General features: G+C 59.4%; 24 protein-coding genes. 7 read left to right on the top strand and 17 right to left on the bottom strand.

The window, feature by feature from the left end; translation table 11 throughout:
* Nucleotides 1-132 precede the first annotated feature (132 nt).
* The 7 genes from ACZ5YA_RS00005 (at nt 133) to ACZ5YA_RS00035 (ending at nt 5,198) form a co-directional block, all read left to right on the top strand.
* The gene (locus ACZ5YA_RS00005; RefSeq protein WP_079420805.1) at nt 133-492 is read left to right on the top strand and encodes a single-stranded DNA-binding protein; all 360 of its coding nucleotides are present in this window, start codon (nt 133-135) and stop codon (nt 490-492) included.
* Nucleotides 493-495: 3 nt separating this feature from the next.
* Nucleotides 496-894 carry a hypothetical protein gene (locus tag ACZ5YA_RS00010; RefSeq protein ID WP_079420803.1) on the top strand — a complete coding sequence of 133 codons (399 nt, stop codon included), beginning with the start codon at nt 496-498 and terminating at the stop codon, nt 892-894.
* Nucleotides 891-1,682, top strand: coding sequence for a ParA family protein (locus ACZ5YA_RS00015; RefSeq protein ID WP_412473092.1), 792 nt, complete (start codon nt 891-893; stop codon nt 1,680-1,682). The genes ACZ5YA_RS00010 and ACZ5YA_RS00015 overlap by 4 nt, the downstream gene beginning before the upstream one ends.
* On the top strand, nt 1,683-2,828 hold the full coding sequence (locus ACZ5YA_RS00020) for a ParB/RepB/Spo0J family partition protein (RefSeq protein WP_173278883.1): 1,146 nt from the start codon (nt 1,683-1,685) through the stop codon (nt 2,826-2,828).
* 2 nt (nt 2,829-2,830) lie between these two features.
* Entirely contained in the window at nt 2,831-3,301 is a 471-nt protein-coding gene (locus tag ACZ5YA_RS00025) for a DUF192 domain-containing protein (RefSeq protein WP_169836803.1), read from the top strand.
* Between the two features lie 266 nt (nt 3,302-3,567).
* Complete coding sequence (locus ACZ5YA_RS00030; RefSeq protein WP_012274937.1) at nt 3,568-4,107, top strand: plasmid mobilization relaxosome protein MobC; 540 nt, start codon at nt 3,568-3,570, stop codon at nt 4,105-4,107.
* Nucleotides 4,104-5,198: a relaxase/mobilization nuclease domain-containing protein gene (locus ACZ5YA_RS00035; RefSeq protein ID WP_079420795.1), complete on the top strand. Its 1,095-nt coding sequence runs from the start codon at nt 4,104-4,106 to the stop codon at nt 5,196-5,198. The genes ACZ5YA_RS00030 and ACZ5YA_RS00035 overlap by 4 nt, the downstream gene beginning before the upstream one ends.
* 54 nt (nt 5,199-5,252) lie before the next feature.
* On the opposite strand, the gene ACZ5YA_RS00040 is transcribed toward ACZ5YA_RS00035, so the two are convergent.
* The 17 genes from ACZ5YA_RS00040 to ACZ5YA_RS00120 form a co-directional block, all read right to left on the bottom strand.
* A complete protein-coding gene (locus ACZ5YA_RS00040) occupies nt 5,253-5,732 on the bottom strand; it encodes a hypothetical protein (RefSeq protein ID WP_169836802.1) in 480 nt (159 codons plus the stop codon).
* A gap of 88 nt (nt 5,733-5,820) precedes the next feature.
* Nucleotides 5,821-6,399 (bottom strand): TrbM/KikA/MpfK family conjugal transfer protein, encoded by a 579-nt coding sequence (locus tag ACZ5YA_RS00045; RefSeq protein WP_079420793.1) that lies wholly within the window; start codon nt 6,397-6,399, stop codon nt 5,821-5,823.
* 13 nt (nt 6,400-6,412) lie between these two features.
* The gene (locus ACZ5YA_RS00050; RefSeq protein ID WP_169836801.1) at nt 6,413-6,973 is read right to left on the bottom strand and encodes an OmpA family protein; all 561 of its coding nucleotides are present in this window, start codon (nt 6,971-6,973) and stop codon (nt 6,413-6,415) included.
* 391 nt (nt 6,974-7,364) lie between these two features.
* Nucleotides 7,365-7,775 carry a KfrB domain-containing protein gene (locus tag ACZ5YA_RS00055; RefSeq protein WP_154048557.1) on the bottom strand — a complete coding sequence of 137 codons (411 nt, stop codon included), beginning with the start codon at nt 7,773-7,775 and terminating at the stop codon, nt 7,365-7,367.
* Entirely contained in the window at nt 7,772-9,964 is a 2,193-nt protein-coding gene (locus ACZ5YA_RS00060) for an LPD7 domain-containing protein (RefSeq protein ID WP_173278882.1), read from the bottom strand. Before ACZ5YA_RS00060 ends, ACZ5YA_RS00055 begins: the two co-directional genes overlap by 4 nt.
* Nucleotides 9,965-9,975: 11 nt before the next feature.
* Nucleotides 9,976-10,671 (bottom strand): KfrB domain-containing protein, encoded by a 696-nt coding sequence (locus ACZ5YA_RS00065; protein ID WP_173278881.1) that lies wholly within the window; start codon nt 10,669-10,671, stop codon nt 9,976-9,978.
* Between the two features lie 101 nt (nt 10,672-10,772).
* Nucleotides 10,773-13,277 carry a type IV secretory system conjugative DNA transfer family protein gene (locus ACZ5YA_RS00070; RefSeq protein WP_154048556.1) on the bottom strand — a complete coding sequence of 835 codons (2,505 nt, stop codon included), beginning with the start codon at nt 13,275-13,277 and terminating at the stop codon, nt 10,773-10,775.
* Nucleotides 13,278-13,824: 547 nt separating this feature from the next.
* The gene (gene virB11 / locus ACZ5YA_RS00075; RefSeq protein WP_464090930.1) at nt 13,825-14,892 is read right to left on the bottom strand and encodes a P-type DNA transfer ATPase VirB11; all 1,068 of its coding nucleotides are present in this window, start codon (nt 14,890-14,892) and stop codon (nt 13,825-13,827) included.
* Nucleotides 14,876-16,036, bottom strand: coding sequence for a type IV secretion system protein VirB10 (gene virB10 / locus ACZ5YA_RS00080; protein ID WP_079420781.1), 1,161 nt, complete (start codon nt 16,034-16,036; stop codon nt 14,876-14,878). Before virB10 ends, virB11 begins: the two co-directional genes overlap by 17 nt.
* Nucleotides 16,036-16,908 (bottom strand): P-type conjugative transfer protein VirB9, encoded by an 873-nt coding sequence (gene virB9 / locus ACZ5YA_RS00085; RefSeq protein WP_311230477.1) that lies wholly within the window; start codon nt 16,906-16,908, stop codon nt 16,036-16,038. The genes virB10 and virB9 overlap by 1 nt, the downstream gene beginning before the upstream one ends.
* Complete coding sequence (locus ACZ5YA_RS00090) at nt 16,905-17,615, bottom strand: VirB8 family type IV secretion system protein (RefSeq protein WP_173278879.1); 711 nt, start codon at nt 17,613-17,615, stop codon at nt 16,905-16,907. Before ACZ5YA_RS00090 ends, virB9 begins: the two co-directional genes overlap by 4 nt.
* A gap of 5 nt (nt 17,616-17,620) precedes the next feature.
* On the bottom strand, nt 17,621-17,785 hold the full coding sequence (locus tag ACZ5YA_RS00095) for a conjugal transfer protein TraI (protein WP_154048555.1): 165 nt from the start codon (nt 17,783-17,785) through the stop codon (nt 17,621-17,623).
* Nucleotides 17,786-17,921: 136 nt separating this feature from the next.
* Complete coding sequence (locus ACZ5YA_RS00100; RefSeq protein ID WP_311230478.1) at nt 17,922-19,004, bottom strand: TrbL/VirB6 family protein; 1,083 nt, start codon at nt 19,002-19,004, stop codon at nt 17,922-17,924.
* A gap of 3 nt (nt 19,005-19,007) precedes the next feature.
* Nucleotides 19,008-19,289, bottom strand: a complete 282-nt coding sequence (locus ACZ5YA_RS00105; RefSeq protein ID WP_464090931.1) for a type IV secretion system protein — start codon at nt 19,287-19,289, stop codon at nt 19,008-19,010.
* Nucleotides 19,290-19,299: 10 nt separating this feature from the next.
* Nucleotides 19,300-19,596, bottom strand: a complete 297-nt coding sequence (locus ACZ5YA_RS00110; protein WP_464090932.1) for an EexN family lipoprotein — start codon at nt 19,594-19,596, stop codon at nt 19,300-19,302.
* A 103-nt stretch (nt 19,597-19,699) separates the two neighbouring features.
* Entirely contained in the window at nt 19,700-20,416 is a 717-nt protein-coding gene (virB5, locus tag ACZ5YA_RS00115; protein ID WP_079420769.1) for a P-type DNA transfer protein VirB5, read from the bottom strand.
* A gap of 11 nt (nt 20,417-20,427) precedes the next feature.
* Nucleotides 20,428-22,908: a VirB4 family type IV secretion/conjugal transfer ATPase gene (locus ACZ5YA_RS00120; protein ID WP_464090933.1), complete on the bottom strand. Its 2,481-nt coding sequence runs from the start codon at nt 22,906-22,908 to the stop codon at nt 20,428-20,430.
* Nucleotide 22,909: the final 1 nt, after the last annotated feature.

The following is a 22,909-nucleotide window of genomic DNA, read 5'->3' on the forward strand; positions in this document are numbered from 1 at the left end:
CTAGGGGTTTCCCTGCCCTTTGCGGTTTCTCATTTGTTTTATTCTGTTTTATCGTTGTTGCATCGGTTGTTTTATGGGTGTTATAATGTGCTTACGGTCAATCCTGGCCGCGCGAACCGAAGGAGCTACACCATGCAGAAGAATGTTTTTGTCGGCAACCTTGCCCGGCCGGCCACCGTAACCGGCACTGGCGACCGCGCCGTGGCGCGTTTCACCTTGATTGCGAACGAGTACGCAGGCAAGGACAAGGACACCGGCCAGACCCGCGAACGTGCCGTTGCGATCCAGTTCACCGCCTTCCGCGCGAAGGCCGAGGCCATCGCAAAGAACGCCTTGAAGGGCGATCAACTCATCATTGACTACCGCGTCGAAAACAACGACTACGAGAAGAACGGCGAAACCGTGTACGGCTACAACTTCATCGTGGAAGACTTCGCATTCGGTGCGCCGGGCAAAGAGAAGCGCGACCAGTTCAGCCGGGCGGGTGAATAACTCATGACATCCCCTGCCCCAAGGATGGATGCCGCGCAATTTGAGCGCGTGGCGTCCAAATGCAAAAGATGGTCAGAGCGTTCCTTGGGCGTTGCAAAGGCGTTGATCGTTGAAGGTGTGTCGCTGTCCGAGGCGGCAGCGGCACACACGATGTCACCGCAGCAAGCGAACGTGATTCGTGGCCGTTTTCTCGCCAAGGCCGAAGACCTGCGCATTGAAGAATTCATGAGCCGGGAAAAACCCAAATTGGCGAGTTCAGCACTTGAGCCGTATTCCGCGCAGATGCAGACCCTTCGGGACAAGGGTTACACGGTTGACCAGATCGTGGCGTTTCTCAAAGAAAACGGCGTATCCACTTCACCGACAACAGTTCGGACTTTTTTAAGGAGCATTCGGGCATGAAAACTACAGTTCTCGCAAACCAAAAGGGCGGCGTGGGCAAGTCGGCCGTGGCCGTCCAGTTGGCCTACTTTTTTCACCTCATCATGGGCAAGCGCGTTTTGGTGATCGACTTCGACCACCAACGCAACAGCTCGAAGGCGATCAAGACCGGAGGCATTGCCACCGTGTCGCAGATGCCGGCCAGCCGCCTTTTGACTCACAAGGTCGGCGGCGTGGAAGACGCTGAATTTGTCTTGGTGGCGGCGGATAACGCCGAGCTGCTGAAAATGGAAAAGCAGGCCGACAGGCACAACAGCTTCGCGTCGAACCTGCAATCGTTTCTGCAAGCCGTGCATAACGACTTCGACGTTTGCATCATCGACACCAACCCGAACCCGGACATTCGACAGCTTTCGTCGCTGGTGGTCAGCGACTACGTTCTGTCGCCGCTGCAATTGAACCAGGAAGCCATCGACGGTATCGGCGACTTGCTCAATCACGACACCATCGGCATTCGCAAGATCAAGGCCGCGATCAATCCCAAGTTGGAATTGATTGGCATCCTGCCGAATCTGGTGGAGCCGACGCCCTTCCAGCGCGATAACTTCCGCGAGCTTTCGACGCACTTCGCCAAGCTGCTGATCCCGATGGATGCAGGCTTTGCCGCGATCAAGAAGACTACGGCCGTGCCCGAAGCCCAGGCCGCAGGCGTGCCAGTTTGGAAACTCGGCAAGACCAGCGGCCGCGATGCGTGGGCGCAGATCAAGCCGGTATTTGAAAAAATCGCTTCAATCATGGAGGTTCAATAAATGGCACTCGACCTTTCCGCACTGGAAGAAAAGCCCACTGCCCCGGCCGTGGCCGGGGCGGCGCAGCCGACCGGCAAGCCGCTGGACATTCCCCTTGCCGACATCGAGGAAGACCCCGACCAGCCGCGCAAGGAGTTCACGCCCGAAGCCATGCAGGAAATGACCGACAGCGTTCGGGCGCGAGGCGTGAAGACGCCGGTATCGGTTCGCACCCATCCGAGCAAGCCCGGCAAGTGGATGTTGAACTTTGGCGCGCGCCGCTATCGTGGTTCGCTTGCGGCTGGACGGGCGACCATCCCGGCATTCGTTGACGAAGCGCACGATGACTACGATCAAGTCATTGAGAACATCCAGCGCGACGACTTGAAGCCGATGGAGCTTGCGCTTTTCATCAAGAAGCGTTTGGACGCTGGCGACCAGAAGAAGGCCATCGCAAAGAACCTGGGCAAAGACGGCGCGATCATCACCCAGCACCTTGCCTTGATCGACCCGCCCGCGTGCATCGAAGACGCATACAGCAACGGCAAATGCACGTCGCCTAAAACCCTGTACGAGCTGCGCGGCTTGCATGAGAAGTTCCCCGAGCAAGTCGAAGCATGGTGCGCCGATGCAGTGGAGATTACGCGCAAGACCGTTGCCGATCTGGCCGACGAGTTGAAGGGCAAGAAGAAGCCCGCCCCGGCTCCCGCTGCTGGCGAAGGCCAGCAAAGCGGCGAGCAGGCGGGTAACGGTGAAGCCTCGAAATTTGGTCATGACCAAATTCCGGGCGGCGCTGGCGAAGGCCAGGGCGGCAACGGTGGCGGCGCTGGTGAAGCCGAAGGCGAAGGCAGCAAGACCAAGCCGGCCGGCAAGAAGGGCGGCGAAAACGACCAGGGCGAAGGTGCAGGCGCTGGCGAGGAAGGCGACGGCGGGCGTGATACCGGCGAGCTGACAAGCTGGCCCAAGGGCCGGGCCGTGTCCGATCCCGACCGCATGAGCAAGCCGCTTTTGCTGGTGGAGTTCGACGGGCGTTCGGCGGCCGTTTTGCTGAATCGTCGCCCTACCACTGCCGGCCTGATTCACATTCGCTTCGAGGACGGCGGCGGCGATCAAGAGGTAGATGCGGGCGCTTGCAAAATCAACCTGCTGACCGAAGCCGAGAAATGACCATGAAACCGGCGATCCTGAAAGGCGCTGCCGGCTTGATCGTGGCCGGTGCGTTGCTTGCGTTTGCTGCCAGCAGGCAGCAAGCGCAAGCCGCCGACGTGGCCGAAGTATGCGACCTGTCTTTTACCGGGAACGTCCAGCTTCGCGGCGTTCCCGTTGCACGAACGAAGGCCCAGCAGGCGAAAGGACTTTCCAACCGCGACGATGCCGGGCCGGGAATGTTGTTCGCCTTTGACCCACCGGGCAAGCTGGCCTTCTGGATGCGAGACACCCGAATTCCGTTATCTATCGCGTTCGTTTCCGAGGATGGAACTTTGTTTGCCATCGAGGACATGACGCCCCATTCCGACGAATACCATTTGTCGATGAAGCCCGCCAAGTACGCGCTTGAACTCGCACAGGGCCAGTTCCAGCGTAGAGGGCTTGCAGTCGGTTCCCGGCTGCTGAAAGAGGAATGCCGGCCTACGGAGTAGGCCGCATTAGACGTGACCGATACCGCCAAGTTTTGGCGGTTTTTTTTTGCCCGAGAACAATCCGTGCCTGAAATCCCGCACAGATGGTTCTATCGGGCGCTTTCAAGACCACGTTATCAATCCCAAGAGCAAAAAACGCTTGGTCATGACCAAAAGTGTGGGGGGGTGTGGGCTATTGCAGGATAGGCTAATCGCCGGTATAGTACGCGCGTAGTCCGCGCTTTGTTCCCCCCCACTTTTGTTGTCATTGACCTTGGAAGCCCGTTATGGAGAAAGAGAACCCTTATCTGAACCTGTACCTGGGTGCGTTGAAGAAACCGTGGTCGGACTATTGCGAAGCCCTGGGGAAAAAGCCCGGCGCAGCTCTGAAAGAGGCCATCGAGCAGCAGTTAGCGAAGGCGGCCAAGAATCCACCGCCGCCCTTGCGTCAGACGGGCGAAGCGCCCGACGACGAACCCAAGGTGCGGTTTGAAATCCTCATGACCAAATCCGAAAAGGCGGCCGTGCAGGAGCGCGCCAACCTTGAGCGTTGTTCACAACGTCGGTGGATCATCGACGCGATCCGGGCGGGCCTCACGCGCGAACCACAGTTCGGCATGAAGGAAATCGACGCGCTGGGCGAGTCGAACTATCAGTTGCTTGCCATCGGGCGCAACCTCAACCAAGTAGCCAAGGCCATGAACGAGGGGCGGCGCGATTCCGTCACGATTGAATCAATCGAACGGCTGCGCGGAATCATCGACGCGCATACGGAGAAAGTCAGCACCGCCATTCGTGCCAGCCTTGAACGGTGGAACATCGAATGAGCAAGACCGTAATCGACGGCATCATCAAGGATTGGGGCGAGCGCCTTCACTATTCGCCGGTCAAGGGGTCGAAGGGCCGCAACATCCGCAGCGGGGGCACCACCAGGGCCGCGAAGCCTTCGCCACCGAGCGGGCCAGCCACGAAAGAGAAGGTAGCCAGGACGGCCAAGAAGACGGCCGAAGTCATGGTGAAAATCTCGGGCGGCGGCAAGAACATGAAGCACATCAAAGCGCACATGGACTACATATCGCGCAATGGCGAGGTGGAGATAGAGGACGAAAACGGCGACATCCACCAGGGCATGGAGGCCGTGCGCGACGTGCGCGACTCATGGGCAAAGGGAAAAATCGGCATTCCCTACGAAGGCGAGAAGCGCAAGGAAGCCTTCAACATCGTTTTGTCGATGCCGCCCGGCACCGACCGGCAGGCCGTCAAGGACGCCGCGCGAGAGTTCGCCAAGCAGGAGTTCGGCAACCACCAGTATGTTTTCGCCGCCCATGACGACGAGAAGCACCCGCATGTTCACCTTGCCGTCAAGGCCGTTGGCAATGACGGCATCCGTTTGAACCCGAGGAAGGGCGACTTGCAGTATTGGCGAGAACAGTTCGCCGAGAAATTGCGCGACCAGGGCATAGAAGCGAATGCGACACCGCGCCGGGCGCGGGGTGTGGTGCAGAAGGCCGAGAAACAGGCCGTGCGTCACATTGACGCCGAATTCCAGCAGGGCAAGCGCCAGGAGCCGGCCCGCGTCACCAGGGCGAGAAAGCAGGACGCCGAAGCCGAGGTGAAGACAGGCAAAAAGCGCGCCAACCCAGCGCAAGACAATATCAGCGCGGCCCGGAAGGACACGCAGAAGGCATACGGCCAGATCGCGCGGGCGCTGGCGACCGGCGAGCCAGAGGACAAGCAAATTGCCCTCAACATCGTTCGACTGGTGCAGACCATGCCGCCAGTCGTGACGAAGCATGACGCGCTTGTGCAGAGCCTGCGCGGCACTGGCGGCCAGACCGCCGAGCGCGAGACGGAGCCAAAGCAGCCGCAACGCCAGGAGCAGGGCAGGGCGAATCCGGGCGACGAGCAGACCCGGTAAGCAGGCGAAAAAAAACGCGGATCATCCGCGTTTCTTTTTTGCGTTTCTCCCTTTTCAGCGGTACGAATCGCCCAATCTGGCCCGGTGGACTTCGTTGATATGGGCGACAGCGTTGCGGCCGTCCCTCACGTTCGCAATTGTTAGTTCGCTGGCCTTCGTGAAGCGATGGCCGACGCGGATCGAATAGGAGTTGAAAGCCCAGCTCACAAAGCCGGTGAAGAAAACGGCGTCCTCGATGTCCCGCCATTTCACGCCGATGATGCCTTTGTTCCAGGGCAGGACACCGCGAAAGAGCCAAACGCCGTCATCGTTGGTGAACAGGATCATGCTACGCAGGTACAGCACCTGATAGGCGAATATCGCCAGTGCTGCCAGGACGGCAACGACGCTCAAAGACTGATTCAGCGCGCCCAGGGCGACGGCCAGGGCCGAGAGGAAGAAGAACACCACCACGGCCCGGACGTATGCCACCCACGACAGCCGATATTGATTGAACGGTATGCCGCCCGATGTTTCGTTATCTGCTGATTCCATAGTTAGCCCATCCTAAAAAAACAGGGGAGAGCGGTTGCCCGCTTTCCCCTTGGGTTGTCGGCCCGCGAGCTGGGCCAGTCACGGAGGTTCAGGAGCCGCCGCCGCCGTAGTCGTTCGCGCGCCGTGCTGCGTCTTCGGCTGCAATGCGCTGGTTGTATTCCGCAAGGGCTGCGTCGTACTTGTCGGCCTCGACCCAATAGCCGCCGCGCTCAGGCACGCCGACATAGCGCGGTGCCTTGATGTCGGTGTAGGCGTTGCCGTTGTAGGCCGTGCAGTACGAAGGCAGGGCATTGCTGATGTAGCCCGCGCCGTCTTCGTAGCTGTTCCACACGCGCAGAGTCGAATTCAGCGAGGCGTAATCGCAACGGCCTGCGCCGTTGGTGATCGCGTCCACCAGGGCGACCATTTTCGCGTCTTGCGTTGCGGCCGGGCAGAGGTTCAAGAAGCTCTTGCGCTTCTTGATCGTGTCCGACAGCTTCTTTGCCGTGATGCTGAAATACTTCTGAATCGACGGCGTGCATTCGCTGGGCCGGGTTCCCGACGACAGGCAAAGCACGGCTTCGCAAGCGAGCCGCACGTCACCCGTGAAAAGGCCATCATCGGCATGCGCGGGCGCTGCCGTGATGAACATCGCGGCGAGCGCGGATGTGATGGCGAGACGTTTCATGAAAATCTTCCTCCTACTGGTTAAAAACTTCGATGTCCACGCGGCGATTCAGCGAGCGTCCGACCGCTGAAAAGTTATCCGCAACGTAATCACCGGCCGACACGTAGTTGACCGAAATGATGGCCGGTGAAACTCCTTGCCCGATCAAGAACCGTTGCGCAGCCAGGGCGCGATTCAGGGCTATTTTTTCGTCCGCAGTGCTGGGGCGTTGGCCGTCCGTGCGTCCGCGAACCTCGATCCGGCGCGCTTTGGCGAGCAGCGGCAGCAGTTGCGCGCTGTCGTCGGCGCTCAGATTGAAATTCGTGCCGTTGTAGGGGAAATGCACGCTGAACGTGCGAGAGCGTGCAGGCGGCGGCGGGGCAGGCTGCAAAACGGCCGGTGAAATCACCGGCCGGGCCTGTTCAACGCGAAGTTTTTCTTCTGCCTGCGCGAGCTTTGCACGAAGTGCAATCGTTTCGGCTGTCTCGGGAGTGTTGACGGCGTGACGATTTGACCCGTCCACCACTGGCGGCTTTGGCGGCGATGAACACGCGGCCAAAGCTAGGATGCTGGAAAGAACGACCAATTTGCGCATTGTGTGACTCCGATATGTGGCTTGTTGTAGAACCAAGATTATATATCTTGGCAAGCACTTTGTAATCATAAGGCGCGCTGAAACTGTCTTGCGCATCCGTGGTGTGCATTCCCAGCCACGGCGCAAATGACTTGCGCAGAGCATTGGCGACAACCCGGGCCGACCAGGGCGCGGGTTTTGTCACCAAGGAAGGCGGGCAGGGCGGGCGGTGCGGATTGGTGACAACAGATCCGCCGGCGCCGGCGGGATCTGTCACCATCGAGAAGGCCGCCAGGAATGGCGACAAAAGCGAGCTGGCCAGGTTGCCGCGGTGTCACCACGGCGCAGACCGCACAAAAGAAAAACGCCTTGTGTGACAAGGCGCTTTTCGATTTTCAAGACAGATTCAGCGTCAGCGTTCCAGCGTTTGCTCCCGGCCGACGACCTGCCCAGCGCCGCGCACATAGTCAACCTTCGTCATCGTGCCGATGGCGGGCGGTGCCTTGTACAACGCAAGATCATGCCGAACCATGTTCGACTTGCCTTTGTCGTTGGATTGGAGCTGATACACATGCTTTTTATCAACGTGCAGCACGTTGCCTTCAAAGGACTTTGTGGCCCCTGTCTTGCCCGGCCGTTCCGCGCCGGTCAAGTCATACAAGCCTTTGGGAAGGCCGCCGCGCGAGCCGATGTAATTCGACTGCCAAGCGCCGTCCACCACCTTATCGAGCAAGCGCGATTCGTTGGCGATCAAAAGCAGTTCGTGGCCTTCGGGCTTCAATTCCCTGCGGCCGTCCACTGGTGCCGTCGTCGGGCCGCTCATCGGGTGCGCTCCGCGTTGCGTTCGACCACTGGCCCGGTGCGTTCCGGCTGCTGCGACTTGGCAGGCGCTGCCTTGTCGTACACGGGCACGGCTGGCACCTTGTTGGCCTTTTCACGTTCGGCCATGCGAGCGCCGACAGCGGCTTTCAGGGCTTCACGTTGCGCAGGGTCTTTCACCTTGGAGTCGATGAAGGCCGAGGCGACGGCTTCGGCGACCTTTGCTTTGTCCGACTTTTGCACGTCCCACTGATTGCGGTTCGTCGTGATTTCCTCTTTGCCGATGACGTTGCCGGCCTTGTCCCGTTTCAGAGCTTCCACGGTGACAGGCGTATTGCCGCGATATTCCAGCTTCACATCGTCGCCGGCCTTCACCTTGCCTTCGGACATGGCGCGTTTCAGATCGACGCCCCAAACCGTTTTTTCGCCCTGGTCGGTTGCCAGCTTCACGAAGTAGTTCGGCTTTTCCTTCGGGTCATGGTTGAAGTTCGCCGCGCCGTGTTCAAGAACCCGGCCAGCGTAGGCCCGCAATGCCACCTTGGCGGCCGTTTCGACCGCCTGCCCTGCCAACCCCTTGCCTTCGGCCTTGTCGGCCGCTACGGGGCGTTCCTGGCGCGCTGAATCTGTCTTGCGGCCGGCGTCTTGGCGCTGCTGTTCCGGCTTGCGCTCGCGGGCCGTCTGGTCACGCTCAACGGTGTTGTGCATGGCTCGTTCGCGCTTGTCTTCGAGCAGCTTCAAATCCTGTTCCGTGGGCTTGTAGCCGCGCGCCTCGATGCCGCGCAAGCTGGCTTCCATCCAGACTTCCCGCTGAAAGTCGGGATGGCCGGAAACCTTGATGGTTTTCCAGCCCTTGGCTTCGGCCATCGTAGCCATAGCCTTTGCCACGCGGTCATCGTTGGAGGCCGACACCATGCGTTCGCCCTTGTCCTTCATGGCGAGCTTGCCCGGCTGATCCTTGAAGTAGAACTTCGCCCCGGCAACGCGGAATTGGCTATGAACCTGTTCCATCAATTCCACTTGCCGGTTTTTCTCGCGTTCTGTGAACTGCTGCGAATCCCGGTCAGTGGTGCCACCAGTCCGTTCGGCGATGTCGTTCGCGTCGTCCTGTTCCAGCGCCTTTTCGGACAGGTTTTCAACGTCGATGCGCTTGCCTTCGGCCTTGATGCCGAGGGCTTCTTGTTCGCGGGCCAGTTGCTCGCGTTCCCGTTGGCGAAGCAGGTTCGCGCGGGCGACGGCTTCCTTGCCGTCGATCACTTCGAGTTCTTTTTCCTTGACCGGCTCCACCATGTTTTTTTCGTCGGCCGCGTCAGGTTCGAGCTGTTCGAGCTGGATCAACTCGACGGCCTTGCGGGCTTCCTTCATGGCCGCGCGCCGGGCGCTTTCTTCCGGCGTCATGCCGTATTCGTTCATCAGGGCTTCGCCCTTCAACGATCCCTTGGCTTCGCCATGCTCCATGATGGCCTTGGCGTTCTTGTCGCCCACCGAGTCGGCCAGCGTGTCGGCGTCAATGTCCTTGAGCTTGCCCACGGTCTTGTTGCCCATATGGAACGAGACGTTGAACGCCTGTTCGCCGTCCTTTTCGCTGCGCTCGAAGCGGATCGACGTAACCGTTTTGTCGTTCAAGGTCATGACGCCATAAGCCGGGCCGCGTTCAGACGCATCCAGCACGGCCGCAATCTGCTTCGCTTCATCGTTCTGACGCTTCCATTCACGATCAACGAAGGTAGGGCCGGTAGTGCCCTTCGGCGCGTGTTCTTCCCAAGCCTTGGCGGCTTTCTCGAAATCGTTCTTCGAGAGCTGTTCCAGATCGTCATAAAGGCGGGGATCGAGCTTCGGTGCTGCCGACTGGTGCGCCGGCTTCGCGGCTTCCCAATCGGCCGCCTTGAGGCGTTCATTCACCGACTTGTCCAGGGCTTCGACATAGCCCGCGCGAAAGTCCTTATCGGCTTCCTTGTCGGAGTAGGGCAAGCCCTTCACGTAGCGCTTGCTGCCGTCTTCGTACTCGCCATGCACGGCGGTTTCGGCCATGAAACGGCCGCTACCACCAGGGCCAGTACCGGGGCCAGCCGGCATGCCATGAATAACGCCAGGGCGTTGCGTAATGTCGGCCTCGAAAAAGGCCGCGCCGGCTTCTTTGGCGCTCGCGTATCGCGTTTTGTTTGCGCCTACAACCACATCAAAAGTGTCTGCCATGATCCCGCTCCTTATCGTTCGATGCCGGTATCGGCTTGTTTAGCCTGCACAGGCGCGGGCGTGGATTTGGTGGCTTCCGGCTGCTTGTTGAAAGCCTGTTCGGTGACGTTGCCCAGGTGCTTCAAGAACGCCTCACGCTGGTTCGTGTTCTTGATGTTTTCCTTGGCGTAGTCGGCGGCCTGCTTCATGAAGTCTTCGGCCTTCATGGCTTCCTTCACAGGCGCTTGCTGGGGTGCTTTCTCTGGCGCGTCCTTGGCAGGATCGGCCGCTTGCTTGCTCTTGTCCGACCAGTGATAAGCCTTCGCCTTATCCCCGGTGTAGTGGACTTGAACATTGGTGCCGTTCATCGTCTTCTTGGCATCCAGCAGGGCAAGCGAAGCGCCTTGCAGAGCCACGTCGTCTTTGTGATGAACCACGGCCGAGAGCCGTTCTTTGCCGACCGCTTGAACAAGGAATTTTTCATTGTTCAGGATGACGGGGCCGTAGTAGCTGCCGTTTTCCTTTGCGGTGGAAATGCGGGCGGTGATGTTGTTGCCCTGGGCGTCTTTGATGCGTTCCCCGGCAGCATCAACCGGGTTTAGCTTGTTGATTGCGTAGTCCCGAACTTCCTTCGGCACTTCTTCAATCTTGTGCAAGTAGCCGCCGACAACTTTGGTGTTGCTGGCAGTACGTTGAACAGCCGGAGAACCGGCAGTGCGTTCATTCATGATTGGCTCCTAACGATAAAAAAATGTGACTCTCGATAAAGTCACTCTTGGGCTGCGCCCGCATTAGTCGCCGCTTAAAAAGCGACGACCAAATTCAATGCCTATTCCGCATTTTTGATTGAAGGAAGGGGCTTGTCAAGCACGCTCAAATCGAGTATTGGCGCGTCATTTTCGGCTTCCTCGACATACTCCGGCACCGCTTCCATTTCATCCAGTGCGGCCAGCATGTCGGCTTCATCCATCATCCCGTCATCGGGTGGCGTGAAGTCTTCCATCATTGCGGCAAGGTCTTCGTCCGTAGGCCCGTCCGGCTCAATGTCGGCTTGGTCATGACCAAGGCCGTGATCCGGTTCGGGTTCAGGTTCCGCGTGCGTTTCAGGCTTGGCGACAGAAGCGCCGCCAGGCCTCGATGCACTTGTCACCAATTCGTCGGCCGGTTCATCGTCGGCCGGCTCAATGCTATTCACCGCGACTTCCTGCCCGTCGTCGTCGGCCGCCTGCGCATCCAGTGCCGCAAGTTCGTCATCGCTTGGGCGTTCGCTGGCCCCGTCTTCATCCACTTCCGGCGCTTCGCTGTCGTCGTAGCTGTTTGTCGCGTCCAGGGCGTCAAAGAAGCCGTCAACGAACGCTTCCACCTGTTCCGGCTCGATGCCTGCACCTTCGGGCAATGGCACCTTGGAGAAGTCCAGGGCCAGCGTGCGAAGGTCGATGCCCTTCGCCACGTCGGCCGGCTTCAGTTCGCGCGTGCGGGCCTGCACGACCGCTTCATGTAGATCAAGGTTCAGGTATGGCACATCGACGGCGCATTCACCGGAACCCCAAGAGTCTTCAAGCTGCTTTTTCGTCGGCAGTTTCTTGCCGAGCTTTGCCAGCGACGGCGCAACCGACTTGAGGCGGTCGATAAAGACGTGATCCTGAAAGTAGGCGATCTTTTCGCACTTGATGGGCTTGGTGTTTTCAAGGTTGATGATCTGTTGCCGCTGACTCATTTCCTTGAGTTCTTGCGGCATGAGCAACGCCCGCTTTTGATCCGACTCGGATTCGCTTCGACCACCGGCCGCCTTGCCGCCGAGCTGGCGACTTAGACCCTTGGCCTTGAACGTGTAGGTGCCGAGCATTTCCGAATACTCGTTCGCGTCCTTTTGCTCGCGTGGCGTGTAGATGATCTGGCAAGCGTGGTTCGTTATCAGCGTGCGCGCGCTTTCACGACCATAGCCCTTGCGCGGTTCGGCCTCGATCTGGCCGGGCGACTGGATGATGGTCAGCAGCCGCAGACCGTAGCCGGCCATGTAGGCGTTTGCCTTGTCGATGATGCCGATCCGGCCGGGCGCGGCAAACTCATCCATGAGCAGCAGGCAGGAATATTTCAGCTCAGGTTTCGAGTGCAGCAGATCGTCGGTGTTGAGGTTAATCAACTGCGAGAAGAACAGGTTAATCAGCAACTCGGCTTCGGCCAGCTTGTTTGCCGGAATGCCGATGTAGATCGTCATGCGCTTCTTGCGCACGTCCCGAACGTCGAAGTCGTTCGCGGCCGTAGCGGCATCGACCAGCGGGCTAACCCAAATGGTCAACGGCACGTTGAACGATGCCAGGATGCTCGACAAGGTGTTGTCCGACGTGGACGTGAAGCGGTTCAGTGCGTCAACGCATTCCATCGACAGCGGCGGCAAGCCTTCGCCGTCCCATTGCTCAATCGGAACCAGCGTCACGACTTCTTCGCCGTCGTCGTCAATGGTGGTTTCTTCCCTGAAATTCCGGGCGGTAATCAGGTCTTGCAGATACTTTTTGATGGGCTGGCCCTTGCCCGAGGACTGGCGCAGCAGCTCGCCGATGGTGCGCGGCAATGCCGGCGTTTCGCAAAGGTAGAGGCACAGGCCCAGGAACAGGTTTCGAGCCGCATCGTCAAAGAAGGTGTCTTTGCCGCCGCCCGGATACAGGGCATAGCCGATTGCCAAGATTTCCGTCACGCGCTGGCGTGGATCGTCGCTGATGTAGCCCAGCGGGTTGTAGCGATGCGTTTGCCCATCCTTGGAAAACGGATTGAACAAAAACACTTCCTGGCCGTGCTTGGCCCGGAACTTCGACGTGATGAGAAAGTTTTCCAGCTTCACATCAAGGACGACGGCCGATTCGCTGTAGTTGAGCAGGTTCGGCACCACGATTCCGACGCCCTTGCCCGAGCGAGTCGGCGCGGCCAGCAAGACGAACTGCATGCCCGCGAACATCAAGAAGCGGTTTTTCAGCTTGCCGATGATGATGCCGGTATTGCCGAACAGCCCGGCCTTTTCAATCTCGCCGGCATTGGCGAAGCGGGCTTCACCATGCAGCGAACGCACTTCGCGCATAGCGGCAATCAGTGCCACGATGGGGGCACCGTAGGCCACCACGGCGGCCACGATGCCCGACACCTTGAGGCGCTTCGCAATCACCGGGTCAGCTTGGTAAAACTGCCAGTACGTCCACCACGTCGAGAAGTCGGTTTTGCCGAACGGGTTCGTCTTGCTGAAAGCGAAGAAGAAGAAGCCGGCCAGCCAGACAGCGCCGACCGTGGCGGCGATGAACACCACCACGCCCAACACCCATTTAAGCCACTTTGGCATTTCCATAAGTTGAGTCCTTATCGCGCATTGGTGACGGGCCACGCCACCAGGTTGCAGAGAGTTGTCGCCAATGGCGAGGATTGCCGGTCAGTTGATTGGTGACGATGCGACGACCTGGCCAGCTCGCGGCCGTCACCAAACCGACCCGGCCAGCGTGCCGGGTTTTTCGTTCCCGTCCACGTCGGGGCCGTGGCCGTGTCCTGGCTGGAATCGGCGTCAAGGGCGACACCGGAGGCCGCACGCGGAGCGCAGCCCGCAGGGCGAGCACCGAACGGGTGAGGATGGCGGGCGAAGCCTTCACCCTTGATGCTGATGGAGGCCATAGAGCCTATCGGCAAGGGGGTAGGACAAGGGCAACGCCCGCAGCGCCTGCCCCCGCAGACAGTCGGGCAAGAACCGACGCGGGATGCAACCGAAGCGGTTGCCCAAGCGAAGCGCGGAGGGTTCCCGATGGCGACAGAATCGCGCGATCGAGGAAGATCCGTTGTCACCAACGCAAACAGCGCGCACAAGGCGCGCTGATCCTGGCTGATGGCCTTCGCCCGCATGCCCCTTAGTCCTTCGGAGCCGGTGCGCGCTTCATCATCGGGTCATACCAGAGTTCGGTAATGTGCCGGCCTGCACCGCCTGTTAGATCGTTGTGGACATGCACCACGACATCCACCACCAGATACAGCAGCCGGCGAATCACCGGGTAAGGCAGTGTGCGGCCCTGGCGGTTCTGCAAGACCATCAAGGCCAGCCGTTCAAACGTCAGGTCGCACGATCCGGCATGGCAGCTTGTGATGCTGCCACCGTGGCCCGAGGCGGCCACGTTGATGAAGTCGAATGTCTCGCCGCTGCGCAGCTCGGCAAGCAAGATGCGCGTGGGTTTCATCCGCAGGCAGCTTTTCAGAAGCGCGGCGGCCGTGACCGGCGCGTTATCTTCTTCCTTCGCTTCGCTGGGATAGAACAGGTGGACGTGATTCGGATGGCTGGGCAAGAACAGTTCGGGCACGTCCTCAATCGTGATGATGCGCTGGTCAGCAGGAATTTCCTGCATCAAGGCTTTCATGAAGGTGGTCTTGCCCGAGCCGGTTTCGCCGGCCACCACGATGACCTTTTCGAGCTGGACGGCCCGGCGCAGGAAGTCGATGTAGTTCCCGTCTTCCTTGAGTCGCACCAGTTCCGTTTCTTGCTCCGTCAAGTCGCCAGTCAGCGGCTTGATGTGCTTGAAAAAGCCTTGCTTGTCGTAGTCGCCCAGGGTGCGAACATTGAATGACGGCTTACGGATCGTGACCGACACCGTTCCATGCTCGCAAGCAGGCGGCAGCACGATTTGCACGCGCTCACCGCCCGGCATGATGGCCGAGAGAATCGGCCGGTTTTCCGAAACGTCGTTGCTCGAAAACTTGGCCGTGGCCGTAGCCAGCGACAGCAAGTGATCTTGCGTCAGGCCCGGCACTTCGTGCCGTTCCCATACGTTTTGCCGCTCGCAGAAAACCTCAAACGGCCGGTTCACGCAGATTTCCGTGATGGTCGGGTCTTCCATCCATTCCTTGGCAAATTCAAGGTGGTAATTGACCGAGGCGGCCCGGTCAACGGAAGCGATGTATTCGTTGCTGTTATTGCGCTGCGACATCGTAAACACTCGAAAAGTCCAAGTCGCGGGCAACGTAGATACCGACTTGCTCGCCTTGGTTTTTGTAGAGGGTTGGCGGAATGTTGATGGTGTTCTTCAACGCTTCCGCCGCCATGTTTTGGGTGGCATCGCCAGTGCTGTTGAAATTGAACTGACTGTTGCCGCCGCTGCCGGTGTTGGAGGTCAGACCGCGTGCCACGTCATCAACCAAACTCAGCATGAGCGCACCGCCGAAGCGTTGCCAAAAGTGGTTGTCGATGTAGCCGGGAACACCACCGCCGCCGAGCTGGTCGGTGCCGGGCGAGTCCAGGGGAATGACGACACCGTTCGGCGTCTTGATGCGGCTCCACAGCACGAAGATGCGGGCCATGCCTTGGCGCATGTTGGCCTTGTATTCGCCCGTCACGGTCGAACCGCGTTCGATCAACAGCACCTTGCCGTTGTCGCTGTAGATGTTGCGCGTGATGACGCACGCAGTCATGCCGGGCACCGTGGAATCCAGGCGCGTTTGCAAGGCGCAGTCGATGAAGCTGCCCTTCGCCAAGATGAAGTTGCGGTTGCCGAGCATGCCGGCCTTGCGCGTACCCGTCCGCGTCGAAGTCAGCATTTCAGCCATGCCGCCCGAAGCGCCCAGGTCGCCGCCGCTGCCGGCACCTGCACCCGCGCCCGGTTGCCCGCCTTCACTGCCGCCCGCGTTCGTCTTGCTTGCAACGGCCATGAGAGAGGAACCCGACTTGTCCAGGGGCGGAACAGGCTTGCCATTGGACGCTACGGGGCCGCCAGACGCGCCAGGAAGGGCCGGAGCTACCCCGATAGGGGCCGCACCCGATGGGGCCGGCACAACGGGCGCAGCGCCCGGCAGAGGCGGTGCCTCTTTCGGCGCGGGCGGCTCTTGGAACGTGCGAGCCGGTACGGCGCTGGAGAGCTGCAAATTCTTTTGCGCCGCCGACTCGCTGGCTTTGGCCGCGTTCTTCTTGTACTTCCAGTAGCCGACGCCACCGGCCGCGCACAGGATCAACAGAATGACGATGACGATCAAGCCGCGCTTCGCGGTCGATGGCCCGGTTTCGTTGACGCTGGGCATGCCGCGTTCTTCGCCCGGCAGCGAATCAACGGCCTGTTCAGGATTGTTTTGATTGCTCATTAGTTGATCTCCCCGGCTTTGATGACGCGCTTCACGCCCGGAACCGTCGTGCCCTGATTGGCTGGCACGCCGTCAGGGTCGAAGCTGTCGTTGTAGATACCCACGACCGCGTTACCGAGGCGCAGAACCATTTCCTTCGACACACGTTGCAGAACCAACGTGTCCGGCACGGCCGGGTCGATATGGCTGTTCACAAGGCTTTCCGTCTTGTCAGCAGCCACCAAGAACGCCGAAGGGAAGTCCCGGTTGTTCGGGAACTTCAAGTAGGTGAAACGGCCGTCGTCATAGGCCATCGTCGGCGCGATGTTCTCCGAGGCGTCCCCGATCTGCATCGAGTAGTTCCAGTTCCGAGGTTCGGGCTTGGCATCGAGCTTCGCTTGCGCGCGATGCTTTTCAGCCAGCGCCTTTGCCGCCGCCAGTTCATCGGCCGGATACCTGTATTCGACGCGGTACGCGACACGGTTCGCAGGCGCTTTGCCGCTGTTGTTGCTCGGCAGCAGATGCAAGTCGATGTCGTACATGCGGAGGTTCGTTGTCACCATCAAGTTGGTGTCCCACTTGCCCGCTTCCGGTGCCATCGCCGGCACGCCCTGGCCGACGACGACCGACTTCGGTTTGATGTAGAGAATGTTCCGGCGATCCGAGAATTCCCAGCCTTGGGTAAAGCCCGAGGCGACATCCAGAATCGTTTCGCCAGGAGCGAAGACAACGCGGGCACCGAGGCCGGCCACCGCACGCACTACAACCACGTCGCCGGGGTTGTAGTTCACGTACTGGATGCGGTTGTCGAACTTCGAGCCTTGCGGCACGTCGGCCGCGTGGGCGGCACCAAAGGCCGCCGAGAGCGCAAGAATCAAGGCGAGTCGTTTCATTGGACGCTCCCCACCATTTCAGGGTCAACGCGGTAGGTCAGCACTTGAAAGCCGAAGGGGTTCACCAGTCGGGCGCTTTCCTTGATAAGCGCCGTGCTGCGGTACTCATAGGCCACCGTGGCGACCCACTTCGTCACCGTGCCCGGTGCGCCTTCCTGATCGACGCGCTTCGTCGTCTTGATGAAGCGAACGGTTCCGGTGTTCTTGCCGGTCGGAACCACGCTCAGGATTTCAACTGTCGCGCGAACCGTCTTGCCGTAGGTCTTGTCCAGGGCGTCTTTGCCTTCAAAGAGCTGGGCGTAGCCCTGGCCGACGTTCGCCGAGGACAGCAGGCCGACCGTGTTGTAGTCGCGTTGCAGCGTGTACCAGTCGTAGGTTTCGCGGGCGCGCACGTATTGGGCGAGCCAGTATTTATCCATGACCTCATCGCCCGTCACCGCCTTGTCGGTGATAGCCGTCACGATGTCAGGAACGCCTGTCGTGTTGTCCACGCGGATGACGTAGGGCACCGACTCTTTGAGCGGCATCATCATGGCGATGGCGGCAATCGCCAGGACAGCAACACCGACCGAAGCGAAGGCAACGCGCCATGCCCGGCGTTCGGATTTTTCAACGGAGAGCACCCGCGAGGACTCCCAATTGATCGCCTGCTCGAAGACAGGTTTTTCGTCAGTGGGCGTTTCCACCCCAGGTTTCTTTCCGAACATGCTTGTTACTCCCCTTTGGTTTCGTTGGTGACTGGTGCAGGAGCCGCAGGAACGGGCGCTTGCTGGTTGATCTTGACGCGGGGCTTGCCTTCGAGAGAAGGCAAGACCGCTTTGTTAGTCGCGCAGCCCGCGAGGGCGACGACCAACAAGACGACAAATGCTTGCTTCATGAGCGGAGTCCTTCATTGATGTTGACAGGTGCAGGCCAGATTATACTATCTTTGCGGCCAAAGTGCCCTATCTTGGTTATCGTCGGGCGAAAAAAAGCCGCCCTGTTTTTGGTAAAACAGGACGGCCTTTTTGCTCTTATTGCTTGACAGAACCGCCAGTGGCTTTGCCCCAGTTCTTGCCCATGTTCTGCATGACGTGCTGCCGATAGGCCGGGTTCCACATCGTGTTCCCCGCGACCAGATGGTTTGCCCGGCGAGCCGTGACCATCATCCCCGATTGCATGTCGCGCCGCGTGGTCATCGGGTTGGCGATGTTGCCCGCCGTCTTCGCGGCGTTCAGGCCGCCCGAAACCGGCGACATCAAGTGACGGATGCCCATAGCAGCCATCGAGACGCCACCGGCCAGCCCGGAGGCCATGCCGCCCGCTTGCAGGATGATCCAGCAGAGAACGCCCGTCAGCGCCCCGATTTGCAGAGCTGCAAACATCGGGTTGCTGTCACCATCGCCGGAGAAGTCAGCGCCGGCAATGAATGCGTCGTATGCCTTCATGGCGAAGGTCATCACGATTGCCATGATGACGATGGTCAGCACGTAGTTCATGACCTGGGAGAACCAGCTATCGAAGAACCGGGCCGTGGCCGGGAACATCAAGGCCACGATGAACAGCGGCCCAAGCGCGAACATCACCGCAAGCGAGAACTTCGCCACGATGACGACCGCGCCGCCGAGCATGGCGACCAACACCGTGCCAGCGGCCACCACGATACCGGCGATGGCCCAGCCCAACACAGAGCCGAAATTCCAGCCGGCTTCGTCGGCCCGCTGGAAGCAGATGCCGACCAGCTCGAAGCCCTTGCCCATCGACTGATCCAGCACTTGATAGATGTTCATCGGAGTGCCGCCGCTTGAGTTCATCGCCTGCGACAAGCCGCCTTCCAGGCCATTGATGGCACTCATCACGCCGCTGATGTAGCCGTCAGCGGTCAGGGCGAAGAAGGCAATGATGATGATCTTCAAGCACTGCTTTACGAACGTCCAAAACGGCGATTCGACGGCACCCGTCGAAATCGCATAGCCGGTCATGGTGATGTAGAGCGTTACCCCTGTCAGCACGACCATTTGCAGGGCGAACATGAGGCTGGACGCGGCCGGTTGCACGAACGCATCCGTCGCGTTCTTGACCGTCTCGCCAATGAATTGAAAAACCATCGGGTCCATAGTTCAACTCCCTGACTTATGTTGTGGTTGGATGCGAGATAGAGCGCGAACAACCTTCGTCGCCCAGCCGATGGATGTAATGACCTTGACCGCTTCGAGGCACAAGAACAGGAAGACGATTGCCTTGAAGGAGGCAAGAACGAACGACCAAAAGGGCGCGTCGATAGCGCCCGTTGACAACGCATAGCCCGTCAATGCGATATAGAGCGTGACGCCTGTAGCGAATAGGAATTTCATCGCCAAAAACAGCTCAAGAGCGACGGGCTGGATACTCATAAATTCCATGATTCCCCGCCTATTTTTTGTTGATGTCGTCAGCCGTCAATGGCTTGACCGGGCTGACGCCGCCGCCCTTCGCGCTCCATGTGGAGGACGAATCGGCGCGGCTGGCGTTCACGCAATTGGGCGTGGCGGCCAGCTCGCCGGGGTTCGCTTTGCACTTCGCCAGGACTTCGGCGCGTTCGGCCTTGTGGGCCTTGTACCAGTCCACGGTTTGAACGACTTCGGCCGGCGCTGCCGGCTTGTCTTCCTTGCACCCGGCCAACATCGACAGCGTGCCCGCTACAACCAGCAAAACGGTCAGTTTTTTCATTCGGTGAATCTCCTATTTGGGGACAGCGGGCGTGCTGCCCATCGTCATCGGGTTATGGTGACAGAAGCCGCACCAGGTGGCGCGGCTTCTGTCGCCAACTGGCTTAGTTGCTGAACGACAGCGGCTGCACCTGAATGGGCTTCTTTGCCGCCCAGGTCTTGGCCTGAATCTCGCGTTGCCGCTGGGCCTGCACCTTTTCTTCGGCCTGCGCGACCATCGCGTAGAGCTGCAACTTCGTTTGCTCGTTCTGGATGTTCGCCTGTTCGGCCGCGATCCGGCCTTGCAGTTCGGCGATGGCCTTCGGGTCGGACGTGTCGTTGATCTTGGCCATGAGCTGGTCAATCTGGTTGATCCGGCCCTTGGCCTTGTCGTAGGCGTCCAGGGCAAAGCCCTTGTCCTGCGATGCCTTCACGGCCCGCGCTTCGCACGCCTTGCGCTGATCGCCTGCACTGACGCGCTCGCAGCTATCGAAAATCTTGTTCGCGTCGTACACGGCCTTGGCCGTGCCGCTCAGACCGTCATAGCCGCCGTTTTTCACGGCGTCATAGACACCCTGCCAGTCGTTCGGCAGGTAATCCCGCAGCGCGGGATTGTTCATGATCGTGCCCAAGCCGCGCGAGCCAGTCAGCGATTCATATTGCTGCTTGGCCTGTTCGATCTGGCTCATCATTTGGTCATACTGCATCTTCCACTTCGCAATCGTTTCGACCTGCTGGGCGATGCTTTGCGCGATGGATGCGCCGTCAGTGACGGGAATTTGCGCGAACGCTGCCGAAGACATCAGCGCCGACAGCGTGACGCCGAGAAGAACCTTTTTCATTTTCATGCTGATTACCTCACCACTTGGAGTTTTGAAGACGCCACGCGAGCCTTGCGGCGCTCGTGGAACACTGGAAGCCAGTTGTCGGGGTTGTCGCCAACCTCGGCAATGACTTCATCCAGCAGTTCGTTGTTATCGAGACTGCCCGACAAAATAGCCAGCTCATCATCAAAGCCGCCAAGATCAAGACGCCCAATCATGGACGTGTGGCCTTGCTTGATAAGGAACATCCGGCTTTCCTCGCCCATGCTGCGGATGATTTCAAACTCCGCGACCGAGCATTTGAACCCTTCGGTGTATTCGATGAAGTCGGCCTTCGGATTAGGAAGGTAGATTTCAGTCGCCACCTGTTGCACCAGGGACGATGCGATTTTCGACTTCAACAAGCTGCTGGGCATTTGTGTCGCAAACACGCCCAGGCCGTTTTGCTTGCGGATGGTCAATTGCTTGTTGCCGGCGAACTCCGAGAACGCTTCGTCATCGACCCACTTCCACGCCTCATCCATGAAGTACATGAAGCGGCGGCCGTCGATGATCGTGTCCATGCGATGGAGCAGGTACATCGAAATGGGCGTGCGAACGTCGGCGTTATCGAGAAAGTCGGTGCCGTCGAAGCCGTAGTTGTTATGCGTGGTGAAGTCGATTTCATCGTTCGGGCAATCCAGCACCCACGCGAGCGGGCCTTGCTTGCCCCGGCCGTCGTCGTAGCACCACCGCGACAGGCGCTTTGCCACGCTGTTTTCGCGGTCTTCCTTGTCCGTGCCTTCGGTCATGTTTTGCAGCACGGTAGAGAGCCGGCGAAGCTGGCGAGGCATCCGCATGACGGTTCGCACCGCATGGCTGATGCGATGTTCATCCGTCGTGGTGACGCGGTTGTGTTCGCCGGACACCAGAACCTTAATCAGCTTTTCGAGGAAAAGGATGTTGGATTCGGTCGGCTCCATTTGCATTGGCTGGAAGCCGGTCGGCTTGCCGTTCTTCACGGACAGATACTTGCCGCCGATAGCCTTGATACACAGCTTCGCGCCTTCGTCCTTGTCGAAGAAAACCGTCGTGAAGCCCATCGGCGCATTGGTCTTGAACTTCTGCGACTCGACCAGCAGCGCGTTCAGCATCACGGTTTTACCCGCGCCGGACTGGCCGATCATGCGGGTATTGCCGAGCAGCTTTTTGTCGTAGGCGTCTTCGTCGCCCTTCGAGTAGTGAAAATTGAAGTACAGCGGCTGGCCCGAAGGCGTCTTGAACAGCGTCACGGCATCGCCCCAAGGGTTGCCGTCACGCTTGCCGGCCGTGAAGTTGTGGAACGACGAGAGGCCCGCAAAATTCTTGCTGGTCAGGCCCGCGATGCGAGGCCGGTACGACCAATTGCAAGGCAGTTGGGCATAGAACGCGGAATCGGTGGCCGTGGCGACCAGGGCGGCCAAAAAGCCGCGATCCTGAATGATCGTCATGGCCGACGTGGTGTTGCGGCGCACCTTTTCCACCGAGTCGCCAAAGATCATGAGCGAATAGTGATATTCGCCCATCGTGAACTCGCCCTGAATCAGTTGGTCGATGGCGGTCTTCATCTGCTGAATCTGCGTCGCGCTGCCGTCTTCGGCGTTCTGGAGCTGCTTCATTTGCTTTTCCAGAAACTCTTTGCCCTGGCGCTTCGCCATGAAGCTGTAGGACTGCGTGACGACGTACTCGTAATCCTCGTACATCAAGCCATTGAGAATCCCCGGCTCCGTGTGCGCGGTGTAGTCCTTGAAGTCCACACACTGCGCATAGCGGGTTTTGGTCGGCGAGCGAATTTCAATTGTCTCGGTGCCGACGAACACCCAGGCCGTGCCCAGGTATTCATTCAGCGGTGCCGATGGCACGCGCACTTTCTGCCATTCGCCAGAAATGAGGAAGTTCAAGAAGGTCAAAGCGTGCGAGCAAAGCACGCCGTTTTCATCTTCGTAGGTGGTCAGTTCTTCCAGCCCATAGCGGCGCATGCTGGATTCGATCTGATAGGCCACTTCGTCCAGCTTGCGGATTGCCGCGCGCTGATCGTTCATGATTTCAGCGTGCGAGCGGCGGGCCGTCTTCGCCATCGCCTTGTCCATGCGCGACGGCATGGGGCGATAAACGACCGTCAAATACAGCTCGTTTGCCATCATGCGATAGCCGGCAAAGCTGTCGAAATACTTCTTGTCGAAGTCGCGGCAGAAATTGTTCTCAAACGTCGATTTGAGCCTGTCCGAAGTCTGGCGGCGAACGCTATGCGACCACAGCGCGACGTGGTTCGACCCGATGGAGCGAAACAACGTGTTCAGTTGATCCTTGCGCAGAAGCATGTCTTCCGCGTCGGCCGTCTCGAAACTGATGCCGCTCAGTTTCCAGATACGCATGAAGTCACCGTCTTTGGTGACGATGGTGTTCGGCGAAACGTGGCTGCTGTACGGCACAAAGGGCGCGACCGCCCTTTCATTGCTTACTTGCTTGAGATATTTAGGTTGTGCAGACATA

The organism is Achromobacter sp. JCM 18799, from assembly GCF_055395645.1.